General features: G+C 70.4%; 18 protein-coding genes and 1 riboswitch. Of the genes, 10 read left to right on the top strand and 8 right to left on the bottom strand.

What is annotated here, in order from left to right; genetic code table 11:
- Window positions 1-2,223 (bottom strand): protein kinase domain-containing protein, encoded by a 2,223-nt coding sequence (locus ACFRKB_RS18245; protein WP_383106888.1) that lies wholly within the window; start codon window positions 2,221-2,223, stop codon window positions 1-3.
- 152 nt (window positions 2,224-2,375) lie between these two features.
- On the opposite strand from ACFRKB_RS18245, the gene ACFRKB_RS18240 reads away from it, so the two are divergent.
- Entirely contained in the window at window positions 2,376-2,978 is a 603-nt protein-coding gene (locus tag ACFRKB_RS18240) for a hypothetical protein (protein ID WP_383106887.1), read from the top strand.
- A 41-nt stretch (window positions 2,979-3,019) separates the two neighbouring features.
- Here the strand turns inward: ACFRKB_RS18240 and ACFRKB_RS18235 are convergent, their stop codons facing one another.
- Window positions 3,020-3,511, bottom strand: a complete 492-nt coding sequence (locus ACFRKB_RS18235) for an SRPBCC domain-containing protein (protein WP_383106886.1) — start codon at window positions 3,509-3,511, stop codon at window positions 3,020-3,022.
- 200 nt (window positions 3,512-3,711) lie between these two features.
- Here ACFRKB_RS18235 and ACFRKB_RS18230 point away from each other — a divergent pair, with 200 nt between their 5' ends.
- Window positions 3,712-5,301 (top strand): GH39 family glycosyl hydrolase, encoded by a 1,590-nt coding sequence (locus tag ACFRKB_RS18230; protein ID WP_383106884.1) that lies wholly within the window; start codon window positions 3,712-3,714, stop codon window positions 5,299-5,301.
- A 139-nt stretch (window positions 5,302-5,440) separates the two neighbouring features.
- Complete coding sequence (locus tag ACFRKB_RS18225; RefSeq protein ID WP_383106965.1) at window positions 5,441-6,652, top strand: ROK family transcriptional regulator; 1,212 nt, start codon at window positions 5,441-5,443, stop codon at window positions 6,650-6,652.
- 60 nt (window positions 6,653-6,712) lie between these two features.
- On the opposite strand, the gene ACFRKB_RS18220 is transcribed toward ACFRKB_RS18225, so the two are convergent.
- On the bottom strand, window positions 6,713-8,107 hold the full coding sequence (locus ACFRKB_RS18220) for an enolase C-terminal domain-like protein (protein ID WP_383106883.1): 1,395 nt from the start codon (window positions 8,105-8,107) through the stop codon (window positions 6,713-6,715).
- A gap of 148 nt (window positions 8,108-8,255) precedes the next feature.
- Between ACFRKB_RS18220 and ACFRKB_RS18215 the strand changes: the two genes are divergently transcribed.
- On the top strand, window positions 8,256-9,140 hold the full coding sequence (locus ACFRKB_RS18215) for an NAD-dependent epimerase/dehydratase family protein (RefSeq protein WP_383106882.1): 885 nt from the start codon (window positions 8,256-8,258) through the stop codon (window positions 9,138-9,140).
- A gap of 637 nt (window positions 9,141-9,777) precedes the next feature.
- Window positions 9,778-9,936: riboswitch (cyclic di-AMP (ydaO/yuaA leader) on the top strand.
- A 4-nt stretch (window positions 9,937-9,940) separates the two neighbouring features.
- Window positions 9,941-10,744 carry a LysM peptidoglycan-binding domain-containing protein gene (locus tag ACFRKB_RS18210; protein ID WP_383106880.1) on the top strand — a complete coding sequence of 268 codons (804 nt, stop codon included), beginning with the start codon at window positions 9,941-9,943 and terminating at the stop codon, window positions 10,742-10,744.
- 268 nt (window positions 10,745-11,012) lie between these two features.
- Here ACFRKB_RS18210 and ACFRKB_RS18205 read toward each other — a convergent pair whose 3' ends face one another.
- The gene (locus tag ACFRKB_RS18205) at window positions 11,013-12,440 is read right to left on the bottom strand and encodes an amino acid permease (RefSeq protein ID WP_383106879.1); all 1,428 of its coding nucleotides are present in this window, start codon (window positions 12,438-12,440) and stop codon (window positions 11,013-11,015) included.
- Window positions 12,441-12,561: 121 nt separating this feature from the next.
- Window positions 12,562-13,362 carry an SAM-dependent methyltransferase gene (locus ACFRKB_RS18200; RefSeq protein ID WP_383106878.1) on the bottom strand — a complete coding sequence of 267 codons (801 nt, stop codon included), beginning with the start codon at window positions 13,360-13,362 and terminating at the stop codon, window positions 12,562-12,564.
- Window positions 13,363-13,590: 228 nt separating this feature from the next.
- On the opposite strand from ACFRKB_RS18200, the gene ACFRKB_RS18195 reads away from it, so the two are divergent.
- A complete protein-coding gene (locus tag ACFRKB_RS18195) occupies window positions 13,591-14,127 on the top strand; it encodes a hypothetical protein (protein WP_383106876.1) in 537 nt (178 codons plus the stop codon).
- Window positions 14,128-14,307: 180 nt separating this feature from the next.
- Here the strand turns inward: ACFRKB_RS18195 and ACFRKB_RS18190 are convergent, their stop codons facing one another.
- Window positions 14,308-15,330: a Gfo/Idh/MocA family protein gene (locus ACFRKB_RS18190; protein WP_383106875.1), complete on the bottom strand. Its 1,023-nt coding sequence runs from the start codon at window positions 15,328-15,330 to the stop codon at window positions 14,308-14,310.
- A gap of 453 nt (window positions 15,331-15,783) precedes the next feature.
- Window positions 15,784-16,419 (bottom strand): ScbR family autoregulator-binding transcription factor, encoded by a 636-nt coding sequence (locus ACFRKB_RS18185; protein WP_383106874.1) that lies wholly within the window; start codon window positions 16,417-16,419, stop codon window positions 15,784-15,786.
- 197 nt (window positions 16,420-16,616) lie between these two features.
- Between ACFRKB_RS18185 and ACFRKB_RS18180 the strand changes: the two genes are divergently transcribed.
- The 4 genes from ACFRKB_RS18180 (at window position 16,617) to ACFRKB_RS18165 (ending at window position 20,318) form a co-directional block, all read left to right on the top strand.
- Entirely contained in the window at window positions 16,617-17,537 is a 921-nt protein-coding gene (locus tag ACFRKB_RS18180) for a ScbA/BarX family gamma-butyrolactone biosynthesis protein (protein WP_383106872.1), read from the top strand.
- A 227-nt stretch (window positions 17,538-17,764) separates the two neighbouring features.
- Window positions 17,765-18,457 (top strand): HAD family hydrolase, encoded by a 693-nt coding sequence (locus tag ACFRKB_RS18175; RefSeq protein ID WP_383106871.1) that lies wholly within the window; start codon window positions 17,765-17,767, stop codon window positions 18,455-18,457.
- 143 nt (window positions 18,458-18,600) lie between these two features.
- Window positions 18,601-19,038, top strand: a complete 438-nt coding sequence (locus tag ACFRKB_RS18170) for a hypothetical protein (RefSeq protein WP_383106870.1) — start codon at window positions 18,601-18,603, stop codon at window positions 19,036-19,038.
- A 143-nt stretch (window positions 19,039-19,181) separates the two neighbouring features.
- A complete protein-coding gene (locus ACFRKB_RS18165; RefSeq protein WP_383106868.1) occupies window positions 19,182-20,318 on the top strand; it encodes a DUF5954 family protein in 1,137 nt (378 codons plus the stop codon).
- 32 nt (window positions 20,319-20,350) lie between these two features.
- Here ACFRKB_RS18165 and ACFRKB_RS18160 read toward each other — a convergent pair whose 3' ends face one another.
- Window positions 20,351-21,226: an endo alpha-1,4 polygalactosaminidase gene (locus ACFRKB_RS18160; RefSeq protein ID WP_383106867.1), complete on the bottom strand. Its 876-nt coding sequence runs from the start codon at window positions 21,224-21,226 to the stop codon at window positions 20,351-20,353.
- Window positions 21,227-21,326 lie beyond the last annotated feature (100 nt).

Raw genomic sequence — 21,326 nt, 5'->3', positions numbered from 1 at the left:
CTACGCTCCGTTCGCATGGAGCGCGGCGACCGTGTTGGCGGTCGGATCCGAGAGGCACAGACGGCCGTCACCGGCGCTCCACGCCAGGTCGATGGGGTTCTTTCCGCGTAACCCGGTGTACTTCCACCGAGCCTTGCCGTGTGCCGGATCGACGGCCCAGACGACAGCGTCCGACGCCATCCAGTACAGGTTTCCGTCCCCGTACAGCAGGCGGGCGCCGGAGCCCGTGGCGTCCTCCGGCCCGGCCGGGACCGGAGCCTGCCACTGGGTCTCGCCGGTCGCGCTGTCCAGGCAACGCAGTGAGTGCCCGCCGTCCTCGTCCTGCCACAGGCCGTACAGGAGCGTGCCGTCCTTGTTGGTGGCGATGCCGTCGCCATGGGCGGAGGGCTCGACGGCGCCCTCGGCGCTCCATACCTTGTCCCCTGTCGCCGGATCCAGGGCGTACAGGGTGTCGCGGTCGCCGAAGACGATGACGTGCTTCTCGGTGGCGGCGAGCGTGGCGGCGAGCTTCTGCTCCCAGTGGAGCTTGCCGCTGCCGTCAAGTGCCTTCAGATTGCCCTCAGTTGTGAACACGATGTGGTCACTGGTCAACGGCAGGGCCGAGCCGATGAGCAGATCCGCTTCGCTGTGCACCCAGGCCGTGCCGCGGTCGGCGAGGTCCAGTGCCCACACGTGATACCCCTTGGGCGCCGGGCCTTGTTCGCCGCCCAGGCCGGTGAGATAGGCCCGGCCCTCCCGGATTCCGCAGAACTTGATCAGCCCCTTGGCGTACGGCCGGTCCAGGGTCGTCGTCGAAACGACCTCCCCGGTGACCATGTCGATCGCGGTCACCGCGCTCTTCAGGCCCTGCGACCCCGCGACGTACAGCAGACCCCCGTGCACCGCGGCGACGTTCTTGGGCGTGGCGTCGTGCACCGCGAAGCTCCTGCCGTACCCGCGGGTCTCGCTGTTCACCGTCCACTTCTTGTCGCCTTTCTCGTCGACTCCCCAGACGGCCTCTCCGGATACGCAGGCCACAACTCCGTTGGCCGAGAGCACCTGCGGGCCGGCAGCGGGCTGGTTCACCTTCCAGGCCAGCTGGCCTTCGGACACATCACCCGAGGGGCGCCGGATACGGCGCGGCTGGGCGGATCCCTTGTCCGTGACGGATGTCCCGGTCCCCCCGGAACCGTCGCCATCGTCCTTGGTCAGCCAGAGGCCGGCCCCTGCCCCGACCGCCGAGACCACAGCGCCGCCCACTCCGAGGAGCAGCGTGCGACGACTGACCGCCGAGGGCTCCTCTGCCGTACCGGGGGCCGGACCAGGGCCCTCACCGGGGGCCTCACCGGGGGCCTTGCGGGTGAGGGTCGTCATGAGGCCACGTACGGCGATGATGTCCGCGATGACCGCCCCGGGCAGCCAACTGCCGGGCATCAGCGGCCGGTTCTCGCGCTCGACGTGCTCGATCACCTGCCGCGGGGTGGGCCGCGCACCAGGATCCTGGGCCAGACACGCCTCGATCAGGGGACGCAGAATCGCCGGAACGGCCTCGATGTCCGGCTCGGTGTGCACGATGCGGTACCCGACCCCGGCCGCAGGGCCATCGCCGTACAGATGCGAGCCCAGGGCCGCGAAAGCGATGGTGGACGCCAGGGAGAACATGTCGCTGGCCGGGCTGAGCGCCCGGCCGAGCGTCTGTTCCGGCGACATGTAGGGCACCGAGCCAATGACCGCCCCGGTGCGGGTCAGCGTCGTGCCCTCGGCCGCGCGCGAGATCCCGAAGTCGATGACGCGCGGCCCGTCCAGAGTCAGCATCACATTCGCGGGTTTGAGGTCGCGGTGGATCAGCCCGGCGCCGTGTACGGAGATGAGCGCCTCGGCGAGGCCCGCCGTCAGCGTCCGGAGCGCGTCCTCGGGCAGCGGGCCGTGCGTGGTGACCGCTTGGTGCAGCGAGACCCCGACGACGAACGCGGTGGCCATCCAAGGGATTTCGGCCTGTGGTTCGGCGTCCACCACCGCCGCGGTGAAAGCGCCCGAGACCATTCGCGCCGCCGCGACCTCGCGCGCGAACCGCGTCCGGAAGCCGGGATCCCGCGCCAGCTCCGCCTGCGCCACCTTCACCGCGACGGTACGGCCGCCGGCCGAGCGCCCGAGGTACACCGAACCCATCCCGCCCGTGCCCAGCCGGCCGATGAGTGTGTACCGGCCGACCTGCCGCGGGTCCGCGGCGCCGAGGTCCTCCATGCACAGGCCTCCTGCCTGGGTTCGCCCACAGACTATGGCGGGGCCCGGAGCGGTGCGTCCTGTCCCGGGGTTTTCCTGGATGCCACCCGACGCCGGGACGGATCATGTGAAGATACCGAGCAGCCGGGTCATCGCCCGGCGACGATATCCGTATGGCAGACATTGCGGCGGTCTACGGGTTGGTCGGTGTGATAGGCGGAGCCCTCCTGGGAGGTGCGGCGACCTTCGCCGTGCCCGTACTGCAGAACAGGAATGCGGATCGTGCGCGACGGCAGTCTCGCGCGGAGGCCAAGTTCAACCGGCTGATGGCGCTGCGTAAGAGCACGCGAGAACTGGTCGGACTCCTCGATGAGGAATACGCGTCGGTGCTGGCCGGCCGGGTCGTCGTCCGCGATGTGTCCTGGCCGGCTCTGCAAGCGGCCCTTGACGCGGTAGGAGAGGCAGCGGACAACCTCGCGATCGACGGACTTCACTTCACCCTGTCCACCAGCAGTCGCGAGGTGTCCTCGCCCGAAAACAGATGCCTTGAGCTTCTGCTGCGTCACGCGTACAACATCTCGGGCCTCATCCGTGAAATCCGCGAGGGCGATGGGGAGGTGGAGACTGTTGATCCGAATCGTCTGAACAGCGCCGTACGCCAACGGACCGTGTCCGAGCTCGCTCAGGAGATGTCGAGTGTGAAGCTGGCTCGTGAGAGTCTGATGGGCCTCGCTTTTGATCACATGGACGGTCTGCGGGGTGAGCACCGCCTGTAGGGATTGAGATCGAGGAACGACCCGTAGGGTGAGGCCGACTTCTACCCGGGCTCCGCGTTCCCGCCGTCCCGCCGTTCCTCCCCCTCGACCAGACGGGCCAGGTTCGCCAAGGCCATGCGGGTGCCCAGCTCGTTGTCGGCGGCGGGTACGTCGTCGGGGATTCCCTCGTGCACGATCAGGACATCCGTCGCGCCGTCCGCGTCGGTGAGTGTGGTCGTCATCGTCATCGTGCCGCCGAAGCCGGGGTCCGTCGTCTCGAAGGCGAAGACCTCCGTCACCTGCTCGTCCGGCACGAGGCGGGCGAAGTGGCCCTGGTACGTGTCGGTGTGCGCGGCCGATTTGCCGGTGCCGGTCGGGGTGTCGTAGGTGAGGGAGACGCGGAACGTTCCGCCTTCGCGGGGGTCGAAGGCGTGCACGTGGCTGGTCATGCCGTCGGGCACGCGCCAGCCGGCGATCGCGTCCGGGTCGAGAAGCGCTCGGTAGACGGACGCACGGGGGGCGTTCACGCGGCGGGAGACTCGCGTCGAGTACATGGATCCAACCTATGTATCACCGGGGTCTCGGCGCGGGAATCTCGGGGATTAGATATATCAATCATTTTGATTTATCGTCTCTCGCACAGCACCACAGCACCACAGCACCACAGCACCACAGCACCACAGCACCACAGCACCACAGCACCACAGCACCACCGCGCACCGCTGCCTGCCGTACCGGGACGGAAGGAACCACCATGTCGCGCGACATCCTCGTCAGCGCCCTCGCGAACGCCCCCGCGACCCCGCTGCCGCACTTCTGGAGCCGCGTCGTCGGGGCGGGGCGCGCGAACGAGGGGCTGCGTGCCGACTGGCAGCGCCAGCTCCGCGAGGTTCACGAGGCGTGCGGCTTCGAGTACGTCCGCTTCCACGGGCTCTTCCACGACGACATGTTCGTGTACACGGAGCGTGAGGACGGCACGCCCGTCCATAACTTCCAGTACGTCGACGCGCTCTTCGACTTCCTCCTGGACCTCGGGGTCCGGCCGTTCGTGGAGTTCGGCTTCAGTCCGCGTGCCCTCGCCCGGGAGACCGGCACCGTCTTCTGGTGGGGAGCGCACGGCGCCCCGCCCGTGGACCTCGACAAGTGGGCCGCGCTGATCGACGGCATCACCCGCCACTGGATCACCCGGTACGGGATCGAGGAAGTGCGCCGGTGGTACTTCGAGGTGTGGAACGAGGCCAACCTCCGGGGTTTCTTCCGCGGCACCCGCTCCGAGTACTTCGAGCTGTACAAGGTCACCGCGCGCGCGGTGAAGAACGTGGACGCGCGGCTGCGCGTCGGCGGCCCCGCCACCTCCAACTTCGTACCCGACGAGCGCTTCGGGGGTGAGTCCGAGGACGTCTCCCGGCGTATCGTCGTCGGCCGCGACGACATCGACGAGCTGGAATGGCGCCCGGTGTGGATGGAGACCTTCCTGGACTTCTGCGCCGGGGAAGGGCTGCCCGTCGACTTCGTCTCCACCCACCCGTACCCCACGGACTGGGCGCTGGACGAACACGGCCGGGGCCAGAAGCTCACCCGCGGCAAGGACGCCACCCCGGCCGACCTGGCCCAGCTGCGCGATCTGATGGCCACGAGTCCGTATCCGGACGCCGAGATCCATCTCACCGAGTGGTCCTCGTCCTCCTCGCCGCGCGACCACACCCATGACACGCTGCCCGCCGCCACGTACGTCACGCGCTCGGTCCTGCACTCGCTCGGAACGGTCGACTCGCTCGCGTACTGGACGTTCACGGACGTCTTCGAGGAGGGCGGGGCGGGCGACGAGCTGTTCCACGGCGGCTTCGGCATGATCACGCTGCCCGGTGTCCCCAAGCCGGCGTTCCACGCGTACCGCATGCTGCACGCCCTGGGCGACGAGCTGATCGCGCGCGGCGAGGACCATGTCGTGACCCGCTCGGCGGCCACCGGACGGATCAGCGCGCTCGTCCACCACTACCCGGAGGAGGAGCCCAGGTCCGTGCCGGCCTCCTTCGACGGCCGGGCCACGGCCGAGGCCACCCAGGCCAAGGGGCGGCCCCGGCGGCTGACGCTGGAGATCGGCGCGCTCGCGGCGGGCGCCTCCTTCCGTGTCGAGGTGCTGGACTCCGCGCACGGCGACGCCATCGGGGCCTGGCGGGCCCTCGGCTCACCGGCCGCGCCCACCCGTGAGCAGCTCGCCCATCTCGACCGGCTGGCCCGTGCCACCGAGGTACGGACCGTCGCCGCCGGTGCGGACGGGGTGCTGCGGCTCGACACCTCCGTCAGTCCCTGGTCGCTCGTCCTCATCGAGCAGTTGGGCTGACACCGGTACCGCCGGCACCGGCACAAGCGGGCTTCGCGGACACGTCGTACGGCCCAGCCGGTACGATTCCATCGATTTGACGCACCCAGGGAACGGCGGCAGCTGACCGCCGTCCCTATCCGGGGCCGGGAGACACATGGTGACGAGCAGGAAAGCGAGCGCCGGAAAGGCGACGATCAGACGCGGCACGAACCTGCCGCGCATGGGTGACTTCAACGAATCCGTCGTCCTCGATGCGATCCGGCGCCACTCCGCGGGCCTGAGCAGGGTCGAACTCGCCCAGGCCACCGGGCTGTCGGCACAGACCGTCTCCAACATCACCCGCAGGCTGCTCGACCAGGGCGTGGCCCGTGAGTCCGGGAAGCAGAGCACGGGCAGCGGCAAGCCCCGTACGCTCCTGCGGATCGCTCCGGGGGCCCGGTACGCCGTGGGCGTGCATCTCGACCCGGCCGTCATCACGTACGTACTGCTCGACCTGCTCGGTACGGTCGTCGCCCAGCGCAGCGAACGGACCCCGCGCGGTGGTGACACCGACCAGGTCGTGGCGGGCATCGCCGCCTCGGTGACCGCGCTGGTGGCCGAGTCGGGGGTCGACAGGGAACGCGTACTGGGCCTCGGGATCGCCGCGCCGGGACCGATCGACGTGGCGGCCGGGCTGGTCGTGGACCCGCCCGAACTGCCCGGCTGGGGCAGCGTGCCGCTGCGCGACCAGCTCAGCGAGGCCACCGGCCTCCCGGCCCTGCTGGACAAGGACGTGATCGCCGCCGTCGTCGCAGAGCGCTGGTCCGGGGCGGCCACCGAGAGCCGGAACTTCCTCTTCTTCTACCTCGGCACGGGCTCCGGCATGGGGCTGGTCGTCGACGACACCGTGCTGCGCGGCGTCTCCGGCAACGCGGGCGAGGTCGGCGGTCTCGGCGCGGCCTGCTCGACCCGGGTCCTGGTCGAGGAGGCCATCGCGCTCGGCGTGCTCGGCGGGGAGTTCACCCCCATGGATCCCGGGGACGCCCAGCGCGGCCTGGAGCAGCTGGCGGTCCTCGCCGCCGGGGGCGAGGAGCGGGCCGGCAGCGTCGTCGACCGCTGGGGGATCAGGATCGGCCGGGGTGTCTGCGCGGCGGCCACCCTCCTGGACGTGGACACCATCGTCTTCGGCGGCCCGATATGGCACCTGCTCGCCGACCGGCTCCTCGCGCTCATCGAGCCGATGGTCGCGCAGTCCCCGTTCGTCAAGCCGACCCATCCCACGCTGGTCATCACCACCGCCGTCGGCGAGAACGTCGCGGCCGTGGGGGCGGCGTCGCTGGTCCTGGACCGGACGCTCTCCGCGCAGCCGAAGTCCCTGTTGCTGAGCTGAGACCGGCATGTGCGAGGGGCCCCGCCTGCCCGGCGGGGCCCCACTCGTATACGGCGCTGATCAGGGGCGCTGCACGCTTCCGTCCACGTTGCGCAGCAGCGCCCAGCGGTCGTGCTCCAGCGGACCGGTCACCGGATACCTGCGGACGGCCGATTCGTCGAAGTCGACTCCCAGGCCCGGCAGTTCGGAGGGGTACAGGCGTCCCTCGCGCGGTACGGGCGCGCCGGGGAAGACCTCCAGGGTGGCTTCCTTGAAGGCTGCCGCCTCCTGGACGCCGAACGCCGGCGAGCTGATGTCCAGGGCCAGGTTGGCGGCCATGCCGACGGGGCTGACATCGCCGGGGCCGTGCGGTGCCGTCCGTACGCCGAACAGTTCGCAGGCCGCGACGAGTTTGCGGGTGGGCGTCAGGCCGCCCAGGGTGGGGACGCGTATCCGGGCGAAGTCGATGACCCGCTGTTCCAGCAGTGGCAGATACATCGTGATGTCGTGGTACAGCTCGCCCACCGCGAGCGGGACCGAGCCGGCCCGGCGGAGTTGGCCGAAGTGGGCCGCGTCCTCGGGGGCGAGGGCGTCCTCCAGGAAGAACAGCCGCGCGTCCTCGACCTCGTGCACGAGCTCACGGGCCTGCGAGGGCGTCAGCCGCTCGTGTGCGTCGTGGAGCAGCTCCACACCCGTCCCGACCCGCTCACGGATGTCGCGCAGCACGGGCGGGACATGCCGCAGATAGCCCAGGGAGTCCCAGCTCCCCGCGCGCAGCCGGCGCCGGCGGGCTTCGGCCTCGTCGCGCGGGGCCGTGCCGTAGGTGTCCGTGCCGGGGACCGCGACCTGGACGCGGACATGGCGGTAGCCGCGCTCGGCGGCGGCGAGCACCCGTTCGGCGATTTCGCCCGCCTCGTGGCCGTCCACATGCGTGTACGCCTCGGCGGCCTCCCGGGCCCTGCCTCCCAGCAGCTGGTGCAGCGGCAGTCCCGCCGCCTTGCCCTTGATGTCCCAGAGCGCCACGTCGACGCCCGCCAGGGCGTTCTGCGCGATCGAACCGCCGCGCCAGTAGCCGCTGTTGAGCAGCAGCCGGTGCAGGTCCTCGATGTCGTGGGGGTCGCGGCCCAGCAGCATCGGACCGAAGTAGTCGTCGACGACCGAGCGGATCGCGAGGGTGCGCTGCGGGTCGCCGGCACAGCCGAGACCGTACAGTCCGGGCTGGTTCGTCTCCACGCGCACGATCACGTACGGACAGCCCTGTGGGGCGCACAGGAAGGTACGGACCGCCGTCACCCGCAGGGAGTCGGAGTCCCGCGAGGCGCCGGAGCCCTGCGAGGCGTCGGATCCCCGCGAGGCGTCGGATCCCCGCGAGGGGTCGGATCCCCGCGAGGGGGCGGATCGCGCCCAGGGGGCCGGGGCCAGCACCTCCGCCGTCTCCGCCCTCCGTGCCGTGTCCCCTGTCTTCGCTGTCGTCATGGGTCCCCTCCGAGGTGGTGACACGTCCGGGTTTTCCGGCCGTGACAACTGTTGACACCGTACATCAAGTCGATTTAGATTCCCTGTTCGTGGCGGAGCTGTGCGCCCAGCGCTATGTCGTCAGTGGACTGATGGGAGCGGTCGAGGGATGAGCGGGCGGACGGTACTGGTGACCGGGGCGGCCGGCGGGATCGGCCGGGCCGTCGTGGCCGACCTCATCGGCGCGGGCTTCCGCGTCGTGGGCGCCGATCTGGCGCGGGGCGACAGCGAGGACGGCTGTGCCCGGTTCGTCACCGGCGACCTCAGCGAGGCGAAGACGGTCACGGAGTGCTTCGCCGCCGCTCGGGAGGCGGCGGGGGAGGACGGAGTGGTCGCCGGGGTCGTGCATCTCGCGGCGTACCCGGCGCCCGGCATCGTGTCCGAGGACGAGACGCTGCGCGCGAACGTCCTCGCCGCCTATCTGGTGTTCCAGGAGGCGGGCCGGCTCGGTGTGCCGCGCGTCGTGGCGGCCTCCAGCGCGGCGGCCGTCGGCATCGCGTGGGCCGACCGGGATCTGCACCCGGTGTACGTCCCCGTCGACGAGGACCACCCCGATCTCACCGTCGACTCCTACGGTCTGTCCAAGGTCATGTCGGAGAAGGCCGCGGAGTTCACGACCCGGCGCTACGGGACGGTCACCGTCATGCTGCGATTCCCGTTCGTCGGGTCGGGAGACCGGCTGCGCGAACGGCTGGCCGAGGTGCACGGCGACCCCGCGTCCAACCGCCGTGAACTGTGGGGCTGGCTGCACACCCCGGACGCCGCCCGTGCTGTGCGGGCCGCGCTGACGGCGGATCTCACGGGCCATCACGTCGTCAATGTGGCCGCGCCCGACAGCGCGGCCCTGGAACCCACCCGCGAACTGCTGGAGACATACCACCCCGGCAGCGAGATCCGGGGCGCGCTCGACGGACACGCCTCGCTGTTCGACACCACCCGCGGCCGGGCCCTCCTCGGTTTCACCGCGGCGGGACGTGGCGACATCCGGGAATGAACAGGTGTGCCCGCTCCCCGAGTTGGGAATTCCGTGCCGAATACCCGCGCTAAACGCGGGAGTGCCGCGGGACTGCCGATCTTCTATTCAGGGAAATGTAGATACGGAACTGGCGCCCGCCCCACGGTTGTTCGGACGCGAAAGAGAGTCAGGAACACGCACGGCTCCGCCGGTTAAATGGCGTTGAGCGGCTCGGTTGCCCGCGAGAAGGGTCAGCGAGAAGGGCCTGTGAAGGGACCGCGAAAGGACCGCGAAAGGGCCCGCACGGGCCGGGTCGCCGGGTTCGGATCCAGTGCGGCACAAGGGTGCCTTTATGGGCGATTTATCTCGGTTCTCCCCGAAGTCCATTTCTGTAGTATTCATGCGACTTTCCACTCTCTGGGGAGTGTTGTGATCTGGACATTTCCGTCATGCGCGTGATGTGTGTCACGTAAGTGCCGGGTCGCGGGGGCCGCCTCCTCGCCCATTTCCCACGCGGGGAAGGCGAGTTGAGTTCTCCGGTATCGAGTGGGTAACGGGATTTTTCGGGTCCGGATTCATGAATCGGATTCCGTTGTGAATTCCGGGCTTGTTTCGCCCGGGCGTCCTCGCTTACGTTCTCGTCACTCCGGATGGAACGCCGAATCCTGCCGCCGTCCGGTAACCCACACCCACCCACGTACGGCAGGAGCGGGGGACCCAGGTAAGTCGCCGGTCCGAACTCAGGACCGGCTTGGGGTGAAGCCGCATTCACCGTGCGGCCGGACATCTCCAGTCCGAACCCGACAGCTCACCTCGCAGGCGGAGGAGAGGAATTCGTCATGGCCTCAAAGGCTAAGCACCGTCGTCCCAAGAAGAACCCCGTCGCCAGAGGTCTCGTGACCGCGGGCACGGGCGGTGCCGTACTCGCCTTCCCCCTGCTGGCCGCGACCACCGCGGAAGCGGCCCCGGCGGCGCACACCGCCGCCACCGCCAAGGTGAACCTGGCTCCGGCCGCCGCCGTCCAGGAGGACACCCCGGCGACCTACACCGTGGTCTGGGGTGACTCGCTGTCCAAGATCGCGGACGTGTACTCGCTCAGCGGCGGCTGGCAGCAGCTCTACGAGAACAACCGCGACGCCATCGGCGGCAACCCGTCGCTGATCCTCCCCGGCCTCACGCTGACGCTCGGTTCGGAGTCCGCGTCGCAGGCCCCGGCCGACACCACCGCCGACGAGAGCGCGTCCACCGACGAGAGTGCCTCCGCCGACGAGAGCGCCTCCGCCGACACGGGCGCCGCCACCCAGACGGCCTCGAACACCTACACCAACGACCTGGACGGCTGGATCCGGGAATCGCTGGACGTCATGGCGGCGCACGGCATCCCCGGCTCGTACGACGGCATCTACCGCAACATCATGCGCGAGTCCTCGGGCAACCCGTGGGCGATCAACAACTGGGACTCCAACGCCGCCGCCGGTACCCCGTCCAAGGGCCTCCTCCAGGTCATCGACCCCACGTTCCAGGCCTACCACGTGCCCGGTACGTCGACGGACAGCTACGACCCGGTCGCCAACATCACCGCCGCGTCCAACTACGCGGCCGACCGGTACGGCTCGATCGACAACGTGAACGGCCCCTACTGACAGGTCTCCCACCGCTCGCGGCAGGCCGGACAGCCCTCATCGGGGGCGGTCCGGCCCTTCCGCGTTCCGCCTAGGGCCTGTCCGGCGGATCTTCGCGGGCCCGCGACGCCTGGCACCGCACCTCGCCGCGTTGTCGGAGTCGCCCAAGTACGTCCAGTACATGGGCGATCCTCCGCCTTGCGATGCTCCCCCGTGGCCTGAACGGCACGGGGGTACCCCCTGCACCAGACTGCCGCGGGCTGATCCACGAAGATCCGCCGGACAGGCCCTAGGCCCGCCGCGCGCGCAGCTCCCGTACCCCCGCCGCCGCCAGGACGAGCGCCGTCGCGCCCAGCGACCACAGCAGCTGCGGGCGCGCCGCGTCATTCGTCAGCATCAGACCGAACACGACCGCCATCGCGGCGAGCGTGGCCCAGGTCAGCCACGGGAAGAGCCACATCCTCAGCACCAGCCGCTCCGGTGCCTCCCGCTCGATACGCCGTCGCAGACGCAGCTGCGACACCGCGATCAGGGCCCAGACGAAGAGGAGCACCGCGCCGACCGCGTTGAGCATGTACAGGAAGACCGAGTCGGGCCACTTGAGATTGAGCAGCACCGAGACGAAGCCGAACGCCACGGACGCGAGGACCGCCCGCCGGGGTACGCCCCCGCCGCTCACCTTCAGCAGGGACCTCGGCGCCTCGCCCCGCCCGGCCAGCGAGAAGACCATCCGGGACGATCCGTAGAGATTGGCGTTGAGCGCCGACAGCAGGGCCACGAACACCACGATGTTCATGATCTGCCCGGCGGACGGGATGCCGATCGCGTCGAGGACGGTGACATACGGGCTCAGCCCCGCCTGCTGTGCCGTCCACGGCAGCACCGTCACGATGACCAGCATCGATCCGACGTAGAAGAAGAGGATCCGGAACACCGCGCTGCGCACCGCCCGCGACACCGAGCGCACCGGGTCGTCGGACTCGGCCGCCGCGATCGTGACGACCTCCAGACCGCCGAAGGCGAAGACGACGGCGAGCACACCGGAGATGACGCCCTGCCAGCCGCCCGGCAGGAAGCCGTCCTGGCCCGCGAGGTGGGTGAGGCCGACGGGGTCGGTGTCGGGCAGCAGGCCGAAGACCGCGAGCAGCCCAAGAACCAGGAACGCGACGATCGCGAACACCTTCAGGGCCGCGAACCAGAACTCGAACTCGCCGAAGTTCTTCACGGCCGCGAGGTTCGTGCCGGTGAAGAACACCATGAAGACCAGCACCCATGCCCACTGCGGTACGGAAGGCAGCCAGCCGTTCGCGATCCGCGCGGCGCCCGTCGCCTCCACCGCGAGGACGACGACCAGCAGGAACCAGTACAGCCAGCCCGCGCTGAACCCGGCCCACCGGCCGAGCGCCCGCTCGGCGTGCACGGAGAACGAGCCCGAGGCCGGCATCGCGGCCGACATCTCGCCGAGCATCCGCATCACGCACATCGCGAGCGCGCCCGCGATCAGATACGAGACGACGATCCCGGGCCCGGCCATCGCGATCCCGGCCCCCGACCCGACGAAGAGCCCGGCGCCGATGACCCCGCCGAGGCCGAGCATGGTCAGATGGCGCTGCTTGAGCCCACCGGCGAGCGGTATGTGAGCCGTGTCGGAGTCGGTGCCCGGGGCCGTATCGGTATCGGTCCGGGCCGGGGTGTCGGGCGGGGTCTGGTCGTGCATGAGCGGTCAGGCTGCCTTCGGGGCTTGTGGGGGGATCTGTGGTATCCCGCAGTCTCCCGCAGTCTCCCCGGACCACGCCCTCCCAGGCAAAACGGGCCCGTGCCGACGGACGACGGGCAGGTCAGCGCACGCGGGCGACCCCGGCGTAGATCCCGCTGTCGTATCCGCCGCTCTCCTCTTCCGTCGGCGCGGCCGTGCCCTTGTACCAGTGAGGGGCCGTGACCAGTCCCGGCTCGGCGAGTTCCATGCCCTCGAAGAAGCGCGCCACCCCCGCGTGCGTGCGGAAGCCCAGCGTGATCCCACCCCGCTTGTACTGCGCGACCACCTGTTCCACCAGGTCGGGGTAGAGATCGGACGCGGCGTGCGAGAGCACCAGATAGCTGCCGGTGGGAAGGGCCTCCACCAGCGTGCCGACGATGTCGTACGGCTTCTCGTCCTCCGGGATGAAGTGCATGAGGGCGATGAGGGAGAGAGCGATCGGGCGGCTGAAGTCCAGGAAGCCCTGGGCGTGGTCCAGGATCGCCCGCGGCTCGCGGACATCCGCCTGGATGTAGTCGGTGATGCCTTCCGGGGTGCTGATCAGCAGAGCCTCGGCATGCCGCAGGACGATGGGATCGTTGTCGGTGTAGACGACCCGGGCCTTCGGGTTGATCTCCTGGACGATCTGGTGCAGGTTCGGCTCGGTCGGGATGCCGGTGCCGATGTCGAGGAACTGATCGACCCCGTGGTGCGCCAGCCAGGCGGTCGCGCGGCGCATGAAGGCACGGTTCTGCCGCGCGGCGGCCCTCGCCTCGACCGGCAGCTTCGCCCCCACCGCCTGGTCGACGGCGTAATTGTCCTTGCCGCCGAGGAGATAGTCGTAGACACGTGCCGGATGGGGCTTGCTCGTGTCGATCTGGGGCTTGGGCATGTCGGCCGTCATTGAACGCTCCCATGGAGTGGAGGCGGGGAAAGAACCTGGTGAAGGAGACCGCGACGCCGGGATACCCGTTTCGGGTGCTCCGGGTGGGGCGAGCGGTAACAGCGTATGTGATGGGGGCAGTTGCTGTTCGAATGAGGTGCGTCTGTACGGGCGGCCGGATGCCGCGCGCCGGCGGCCGGACGCGAGCCGGGCTGGGCTCGCACAGGATTCTCGTCCATACTTCCGGACGTGGAGCAGCGCATAGACTCGAATATCTGGCCCGAGCGTGCCGTGGGGAAAGACCCGGCGTACGTTCCCGGCCTCATGGTTCCCCCCGTCGGCACAGCGGACACGGACCCGGAGCAGGCGGAGACCGAGGAGCGCGGGCCCGAAGGCGGCGCCCCCTCGGACGCCCTCCCGGAGGACGTCCCCGATGAGCCCACGGCCTCGGAGGAGGACGCCGCCACCGACGCCCCCTCCGCGGAGGACGGCGCCCCCGCCAAGGACGGCCCCGTCTTCGAGGCCACCGACCGCCGTGGCGCGATCAGCGCGGACAGCGAGGGTGTCCGGTTCCGGCTGGACGACCAGGAGGCCGACTTCTGGTGGGACGAGATCGGCGCGGTCGAGATCAAGACCCCTCGGTTCGGGCGCCGGTTCACCGTCACGGTGCATGTGTCGGAGCGCCGTTGGTTCGACGCCGAGGTCGAGGCCGACACCAGGGACCGCCTCAAGGAATGGACCGCGGAACTCGACGCCGTGCTGGACGCCTACTTCGAGGAGTCCTGAGCGGCTGATCCGCCGGCCGGTCCTCGGCCGTTCCGCCGGCCGGAACCGTGAGGCCCGGCCGGCGGAACGCCGGGCGCTACCGCGCCAGTTCCTTCGTCACGCGCTCCAGCGTGAACGCGACCGCGCGCACCATCCGCCTGAGCGGCGGCGCGCGGAACATGTACGGATCGAGGCCGATCTTCACCGGGACGCTCCTCCGTAGAAGGCGGGACGCTCCTTCAGGGCGTCGACGCGCACGATCTCGCCCGACTCCAGGGCCCGGACCAGCGCGTCCGTGATGACGGTCGCGGCGTAACCGTCCCAGGCGGAGGGCCCGGTGGGCTCGGTGCCCGCCGCGACCGCGTCGGCCCACTCGCGGAATTCGGCGTCGAAGGCGTTCTCGAAGCGGCGCTTCCAGTCCGGGAGTACGGCGGTGGAGCGCCGGCCGGCGCTCCGTACCGCCACACCGGCCGGGTCGGGCAGCCGGACGAGGCCCTCCTCGCCGACGGTCTCGCACTGGATGTCGTAGCCGTACTGGCAGTTGACGAACACCTCCAGGTCGATCCTGACCCCCTCGGCGGTCTCGAAGAGCATGATCTGCGGGTCCTGGAGATGCGCGTACCGCTTGCTCGTCCGCCGGGGCCTGAGCACCTGTACGGAGCGGATCTCGTCGTCCAGCAGCCAGCGCAGTACGTCGATCTCATGGACCGCCGTGTCCTGGGCGGCCATCGCGGAGGTGTACGACGCGGGCACGGTCGCGTTGCGGTGGGCGCAGTGCACCATCAGCGGCGCGCCGATCGCACCCGACGCGATGACCTGCCGCATCTCGCGGTAGCCGGCGTCGTACCGGCGCATGAAGCCGACCTGGACCAGCCGGGAGCCGTGCGCGGTCTCGGCGGAGACGATCTTGAGACAGTCCTCGGCCGTCGTGGCCAGCGGCTTCTCGCAGAAGACCGGCTTGCCCGCGGCGATGGCGGCGAGGACATGCCCGGCGTGGGTCGGGCCCCAGGAGGTGACGACGACGGCGTCGACCTCGGCCGCGTCGATCACCGCGCCACCGGTGGGCAGGGCGCGGGCGCCGACGGACGCGGCGACCTCCTCGGCCCGCGCGGTGTCGAGGTCACACACCGCCGTCACCTCGGTACCGCTGATCACCCGCGTGAGACGACGGACATGGTCCTGGCCGATCATGCCGGTGCCGATCACACCGATACGCACAGTCATGGGGGATTCCCTTTCGGGCTCAGCCGGCCGGAGCCGGGTCGGAAGGCCGGGTGCGGCGGGCCTGAAGCCCGGTCTGGAGGGTTGCGGGCGACCGGCCGCGGGTCTCCGGTACGTGCGGTGTCACGAAGTAACGCAAGGCCGTGGAGGCGCTGTTGAGCCATCGCCGCTAGGCCCTGTCTGACAAATAGCGCCGTCCGCCCGGAGGGCGGGGCTCGCGGCGTCTGGTGCGTGCGATCGCAAGGCGGAGGGTCTCCCCAGTACTGGACGTACCGGGGTGATCCCGACAACGCAGCGAGCGTGCGTGCCAGGCGTCGCGAGCCAGGCGGGATTTGTCAGACAGGGCCTAGGCGCTGAACCTTCTGGGTCCCCACGCCGAGCAGCCCCGGCCCGGTGAACTCGGCCGCCGCGGCGCGGTGGTGGTCGTCGGCCGCCGGACCCGCGGCGCACGCGCGGTCAGCCGCTTTTCGTGAGGACCCGGTCCCCGAACCGCGCCCGGCGCTCGTCCGGCGCCCCCTCCTGGCGCTCCCGCTCACGTACCCGCGCGAGCAGCCGCGCCGGATCGGGGTCCGTCTGAAGCGCGGTCAGGAGCAGCCGCCACAGGTCCGACAGCCCCTCCTCGATCTGCCGTCTGCCCTCCAGGGCGTCGGAGACCGTGTGCAGCCCGAAGAAGGCGCAGACGAGTCCGTGCGCGGCCACCTCGGGGCACACGCCCGTCGCGAGCGCTCCCTCGGCGCGGGCCTCTTCGAGCAGCGCGGTGACCGTCTCCAGCCAGCCGACGAAGGGCCGGGGCAATGTGACATCGATGGCCGCGCGCTCCGACCACAGCCGGGATCCGGCGCGGATCACGACATCGTCGCGGAAGGCTCTGGCCACATCGAAGCTCAGGGCGACCAGTCTTTCGAGCGCCGGACGGTCGGCCGCCTTGTAACGGCCGATCAGCTCGGGCCAGGTCGCGAAATGCTCCTCCACAATGGCCAGGGCCAGATTCTCCTTGCTGGCGTAGTGGAAGTAGATGGCCCCGCTGGTGCGGCCGGACCGCGCGCTGATATCGCTGATACTGGTACCGGCATAGCCGCGCTCATCGAACAAATGTGCCGCGGCTTCCAGGAGAAACCTGCGTGTCGCTTTCGCCCGAACCTGCTCCGCCCGAACCTGCACGTGTACCCCGGATTCCCGTTCCGTTAAATGACAGCACGCAATGTAGCGGCTTTTCCCGTGAGGCGTGGCGGCGTCTGGCGGGGGCGGGCTGGGGTGCGCGTACCGGAGAATTGCGATGTTCTTATCGCATGAATACATCGGTTGGTGACCTCGCCGGGGAAGTCCGGCCGCTCTCCTGGTCGCGCACCGTCGCCCGCGAGCTGGTGCACCGCGCCTCGGTGGCGGAGGTACTGCTCACCGACGTACGGCAGACCGAAAGCGGCGATTTCGAAGCCGCCGCCTCCTGGCCGCGCTCCCATCCGACTTTTCCGCGCGACGGCGCCGATCTGCACAGCCCGTTGATGATCGTCGAGACACTGCGTCAGCTCGGGATCTACATTCCGCTGCGGTATTTCGGCGTCTCATCCGCCGCGAGTCTGATCATCACCGATCTCTTCTACGAACTCGACCCCGTGTCCGAGCCGCGCGCGGTCTCCGGCGCCACCGGCGTCACCTGCCGGGTGCGGGTCGCCCAGGTGCGCCGCGGTCCTGACGGTTCCGCGACCGGACTGCGTCTCCAGGTCTCCTATCTGGCCGGCGGTGCACTGTTCGCGCTGGCCGGCGGCGGTGCGCGGTTCCTCGGGCCCGAGCAGTACGACACGGTACGGGCGGGCCGCGCGGGGGCCGCCGCCCCGTTCGCCGTGCGCGCGGACGGCCGGACCCGTCCCGATGCCCGGCGGCTGGGGGTGACCGGCGCGCACGATGTCGTGATCGGGACCGACGGCGGCGCCCTGCTGGTGGATCCCGCCGATATGCGGCATCCCTTCTTCTTCGACCATGCGACGGATCATGTCCCGGGCATGATCGTGCTGGAGGCCGCGCGGCAGGCGGCGGCCTTCGAAAGCGGCGGAAGGCTGCTGCGGCCTACCGCCGGTCGGCTGAAAACGGCGCGCTTCATCGAATACAGCCCGCCCGCCCGCGTTCTGTGCGTGCCGCACCACGCGACCTGCGTCTTCCGCTTTCTCCAGGACGGCGAACAGAAGGCCTTTGGCGTCCTCCGCTACCAATAAACAGATTTAGACACTAAATGCAATCGCTTGACTGCCGAGAGTGGTCCTCTCTAGCGTAGCGATCGTTATGTTCCTGGCGGTCGCCGGAACTGGCCTTCTCCATAAGGCCGCGCCCGCCAGGGATCGCACCCGTCCGACAACGGGTGACCAACACGCCCGCGGTGTTTCGCACCGTTGCGGCGGCCAGCGCTGCCGCTTTTAGGGCACTCCTGAACGGAAGCACGCGGATGACAGCTCAACGCATCCTTTCCTGGACTCCCTCAGCCATCGTCTTCGACTGCGACGGCACTCTCATGGACACCGAATGCCACTGGCAGGACGCGCGCATTCTGGCGTTGCGCGAGTACGGATTCACCCCCGCCACCGGCTTCGCGGAGCGGGCCAAAGGGCTCCACTACAGCGAATGCGGACGCCTGATGGCGGACGAGGCGGGGCGCCCGGACCTCGTCGAGGAGATGACCGACCGGCTGCTCGCGCATTTCCGCGCGCTGGTCGCCGACAACCCCATGACCATGCCCGGCGCGCGCCAACTCGTGGAAACGGCGGCGCAGTTCGCGCCGCTCGCCGTCGCCAGCAACTGCCCGCGGGAGGTTGTCGAGTCCTGCCTCGACACCGCGGGCCTGCTCGACCTCTTCGGGTACGTCGTGGTGCCCGAGAACGAGATGCGGCCCAAGCCGCATCCGGACGTCTATCTCACCGCGGCCAGGCTCTGCGGCGCCGACCCGGCCGACACCCTCGCGATCGAGGACTCCCACTGCGGTATCCAGGCCGCGGACCAGGCCGGGATGCGGATCATGGGCGTCGGCCCCTGGCCCGACGCGCGGACGGTCGCGCTGGTGGACCTCTGGGTCCGCTCGCTGGACGAGCCGGAAGTCTCCGGCTGGGCCACCGGGCGCGTACCGCCGCAGTACTCGCACTGAACGCCGGCCCCGTCGGTCGTCGCGCGGCCCGGCGGGGCCGGAACGAACACTTCCCGGAAGTCGCCCTCCCCGGAAATCGGCCTACCATGAGTGCCAGAGGACATATCCGTCCAGAAGCTGCCGCACAGGGAGATGGCCATCGGATGGATGAGGATCGTGCCGGCCGTCTCGTGTCGTCGCTGCGGGCCCGCGGGGTGATGGCCCATCTGGCGCACCTGGGGGTCTACCAGTGCGGGGTGCAGATCGTGCTCGTCGAGGGCGGTGAGGCGATCTGGGACATCGACGGGGTGCTGGGGCTGCGGGCCGAGGTCGTCGAGGACGGTGTCCTGGTGGGATTCGTCCCGCATGTACGGGGCTCCGAGACCTTCACCGAGGAACAGCTTGTGGCGGCGATCGCCGCCACTCGGTACGACAAGGAGGGCCTGCGCCCTCCGGTGGACTCAAGCCCCGCACCGGACGGTGTCGGCACGGACGCCGGCGGCCCACGACCGTACGGCCGCCGGTTCTCCGGCCCCGCGCTGCCGCGGTGGGCCGCACGCCGCGGACTCAGACTTCCCTGGCGCCCCCGCCGGCCGAAATGACCGGATGACCCGTACGCCGGTTCGGCTCCGCACCCGCCCGGATGGGCGTACGGATGTGCGGGTACGGCACCGTGTCACGCGGTCGGTGGTTCTTTCCACGTAATCGCCCCGAGCGCCCCGGCCGTAGGGGCATGCTCGGGAGCATGGCTGAGCTTGGTGAGAACGTGCCCGCGTACCGGACGATCCGGGTGTCAGGCCCGGAGGGGCCGGTCGAGGCGGTGGCCGATGTGGCGGCATGGCAGGCGCGGGAGAGCTACCCGGACATCCTCTCGGCGGGCGGTCCGCTCTTCGGAGTGGTGCGCGAACGCGAGGCCGGCGGCTGGGAGCTGGTCTCGTCGTTCTCGGGACTGGCCCCGCAGGACGGCCGCGACAACATGGGCTCGCAGTTCCGCAAACGGGCCGAGGAGCGCGAGAAGGCCGGTGACCGCGCCGGGTACGAGGAGTGCATGCGGGCCGCCGAGCGGATGGAGTGGGAGACCCTCGACGAGCTGACCGTGCTCGGCGTCCGCCACCGGGTCGCGCGGGCGGAGTGCTACGTACGGTCGGGCGCCGACGGACCGGAGCCCCCGCGGCCGACCGACCCGGACCCGATGGCGTCCGGCGAGTCGCACAAGGCCCCGGATCCCACGGCCGGGTTCGTCTTCGATCCCGTCATCGCCACCGGTATGTCCGAGGGCATCCTCAAGGTCGAACTGCTCTCCCTCGTACGGAAGTCGGGCACCGTACCGGACGATGTCCGGGACGATTCCCGGATCGCGGCGCGGACGCACCCCGGTGGGATCCTCCTTCCGGCGACCTTCATGACGGCGGAGAAGGAGTCCGGGCGGTGGCGGCCCGACTCCACCGGGACGTGCACCACACCGCAGGGCGCGCGGGACACCCTCGCCGTCGCGCTGCGCGTCATGATCCCGTGGCAGCTCGACCTCGATCCGGAGGGGCGCGCACCGTTCTTGGCCGCCGCCGACCGGCTCGACGCGGAGCGCGGCAACGAAGTGGAGGTGGAGGGACGGCGGTTCAGGGTGGTACGGATCGAACGCCTGGTCCGTATCGGGCCGGACGGCCCCGAGGGCCCGCGCCCCTCCGACCCCGACCCGCAGCCTCCCGTGATGGTGCAGCACCAGCGGGCCGTCGCGGAAGGGCTGATCTCCGAGGACGACGACGAGGACGCCCCCATCGAACTCGACGAGGACACCCAGCGGCTGGCGGCGCTCTTCAACGAGGAGGAGGCACGCCGCAGGGAGCTGCTGGCACAGCGGCGGGAGCGGGGCCGGGACGCCTGACAGGCGGCACCGCCGCCCGGGTAACGCGCCGTTCAGCAGCGCGCGTTGACATGGCCGGGCTCTCCGGCCGGTACGACGTCCCGGTCCCGCAGCACGATCGAGAGGCGGTCGCCCCACTCCCGGCACGCGACGGTGAGGTCCGCCCGCCGGTACTCGATCACCAGCACCGTGTCGTCGTAGGCGTCCGCGTACGCGTCGCACTCCTCGTACCGCGCGCACTCCTCGGCGACGGCGAAATCGAAGCCGGTCTCGTCCCGTACCCCGGTCATCTCCGCCGCGTTCTTCTGGCCGATCGCCAGCCCCGCCCGGTGGGCGCGCTCGGCCAGCAGCCCCGCGAAGACGGCGGCCTCCTCGCGGTCGAGCAGGCCGTCCGAGCGCAGATACGAGTCCAGGTTGTCCGCCTCGACGGCGTCGAACCCCCGGTCGGCGCAGCCGTCGATCCAGCCGCCGACGATGCCGGCCAGCCGGTCGCGGCGGTCGGCGGTGGAGATGTCCAGGAGGGGCTCCGCCCAGTCCTCGTCGACGACGGTCGCGCCGTCCGCGTCGCGCAGCAGCAGGTCGGGGTGGTTCTTCTGCCACCACGCCACGGCGTCGGGCTGTGTCTGGTACGCGTTGACGTAGCAGATGTTGTAGATGCCGGGGTCCGGGTCGGGGGCCGCCGTACGGTCCCTGATCACCGTCCGCACCCCGTCCGGCGGGTCGTACGCTCCGCCGAGCTGGTAGTCGAAGGGCTCGTTCGCCCGGGGCCCGCGCACCGAGTGACCGGTGGCGGCGGAGCTCTCCGCCCCCTTGGGGGTGGCCGAGGCGCCGGAGTCGTCGGCCGTGCCGGAGGCGGCGCATCCGGAGAGCGCCAGCGCCAGCGCGAGCAGCGGAGCCACGGATATACGGGCGGCGGGGGCGAACGGCAAGGCGGCGTCTCTCTTCCGGAGCGGTGTGACGGACCCGGCAAGTTTCGCACCGGAGCCGGTGCGTGCCCGCCCGTGGGGCACGCACTCTCGCCTGAACGGG

The sequence above is a fragment of the Streptomyces scopuliridis genome (genome assembly GCF_042790125.1).
GTDB lineage: Bacteria > Actinomycetota > Actinomycetes > Streptomycetales > Streptomycetaceae > Streptomyces > Streptomyces scopuliridis_A.
The sequence above is the reverse complement of the archived record's forward strand: the minus strand, read 5'-3'. Positions and strand labels throughout refer to the sequence as shown.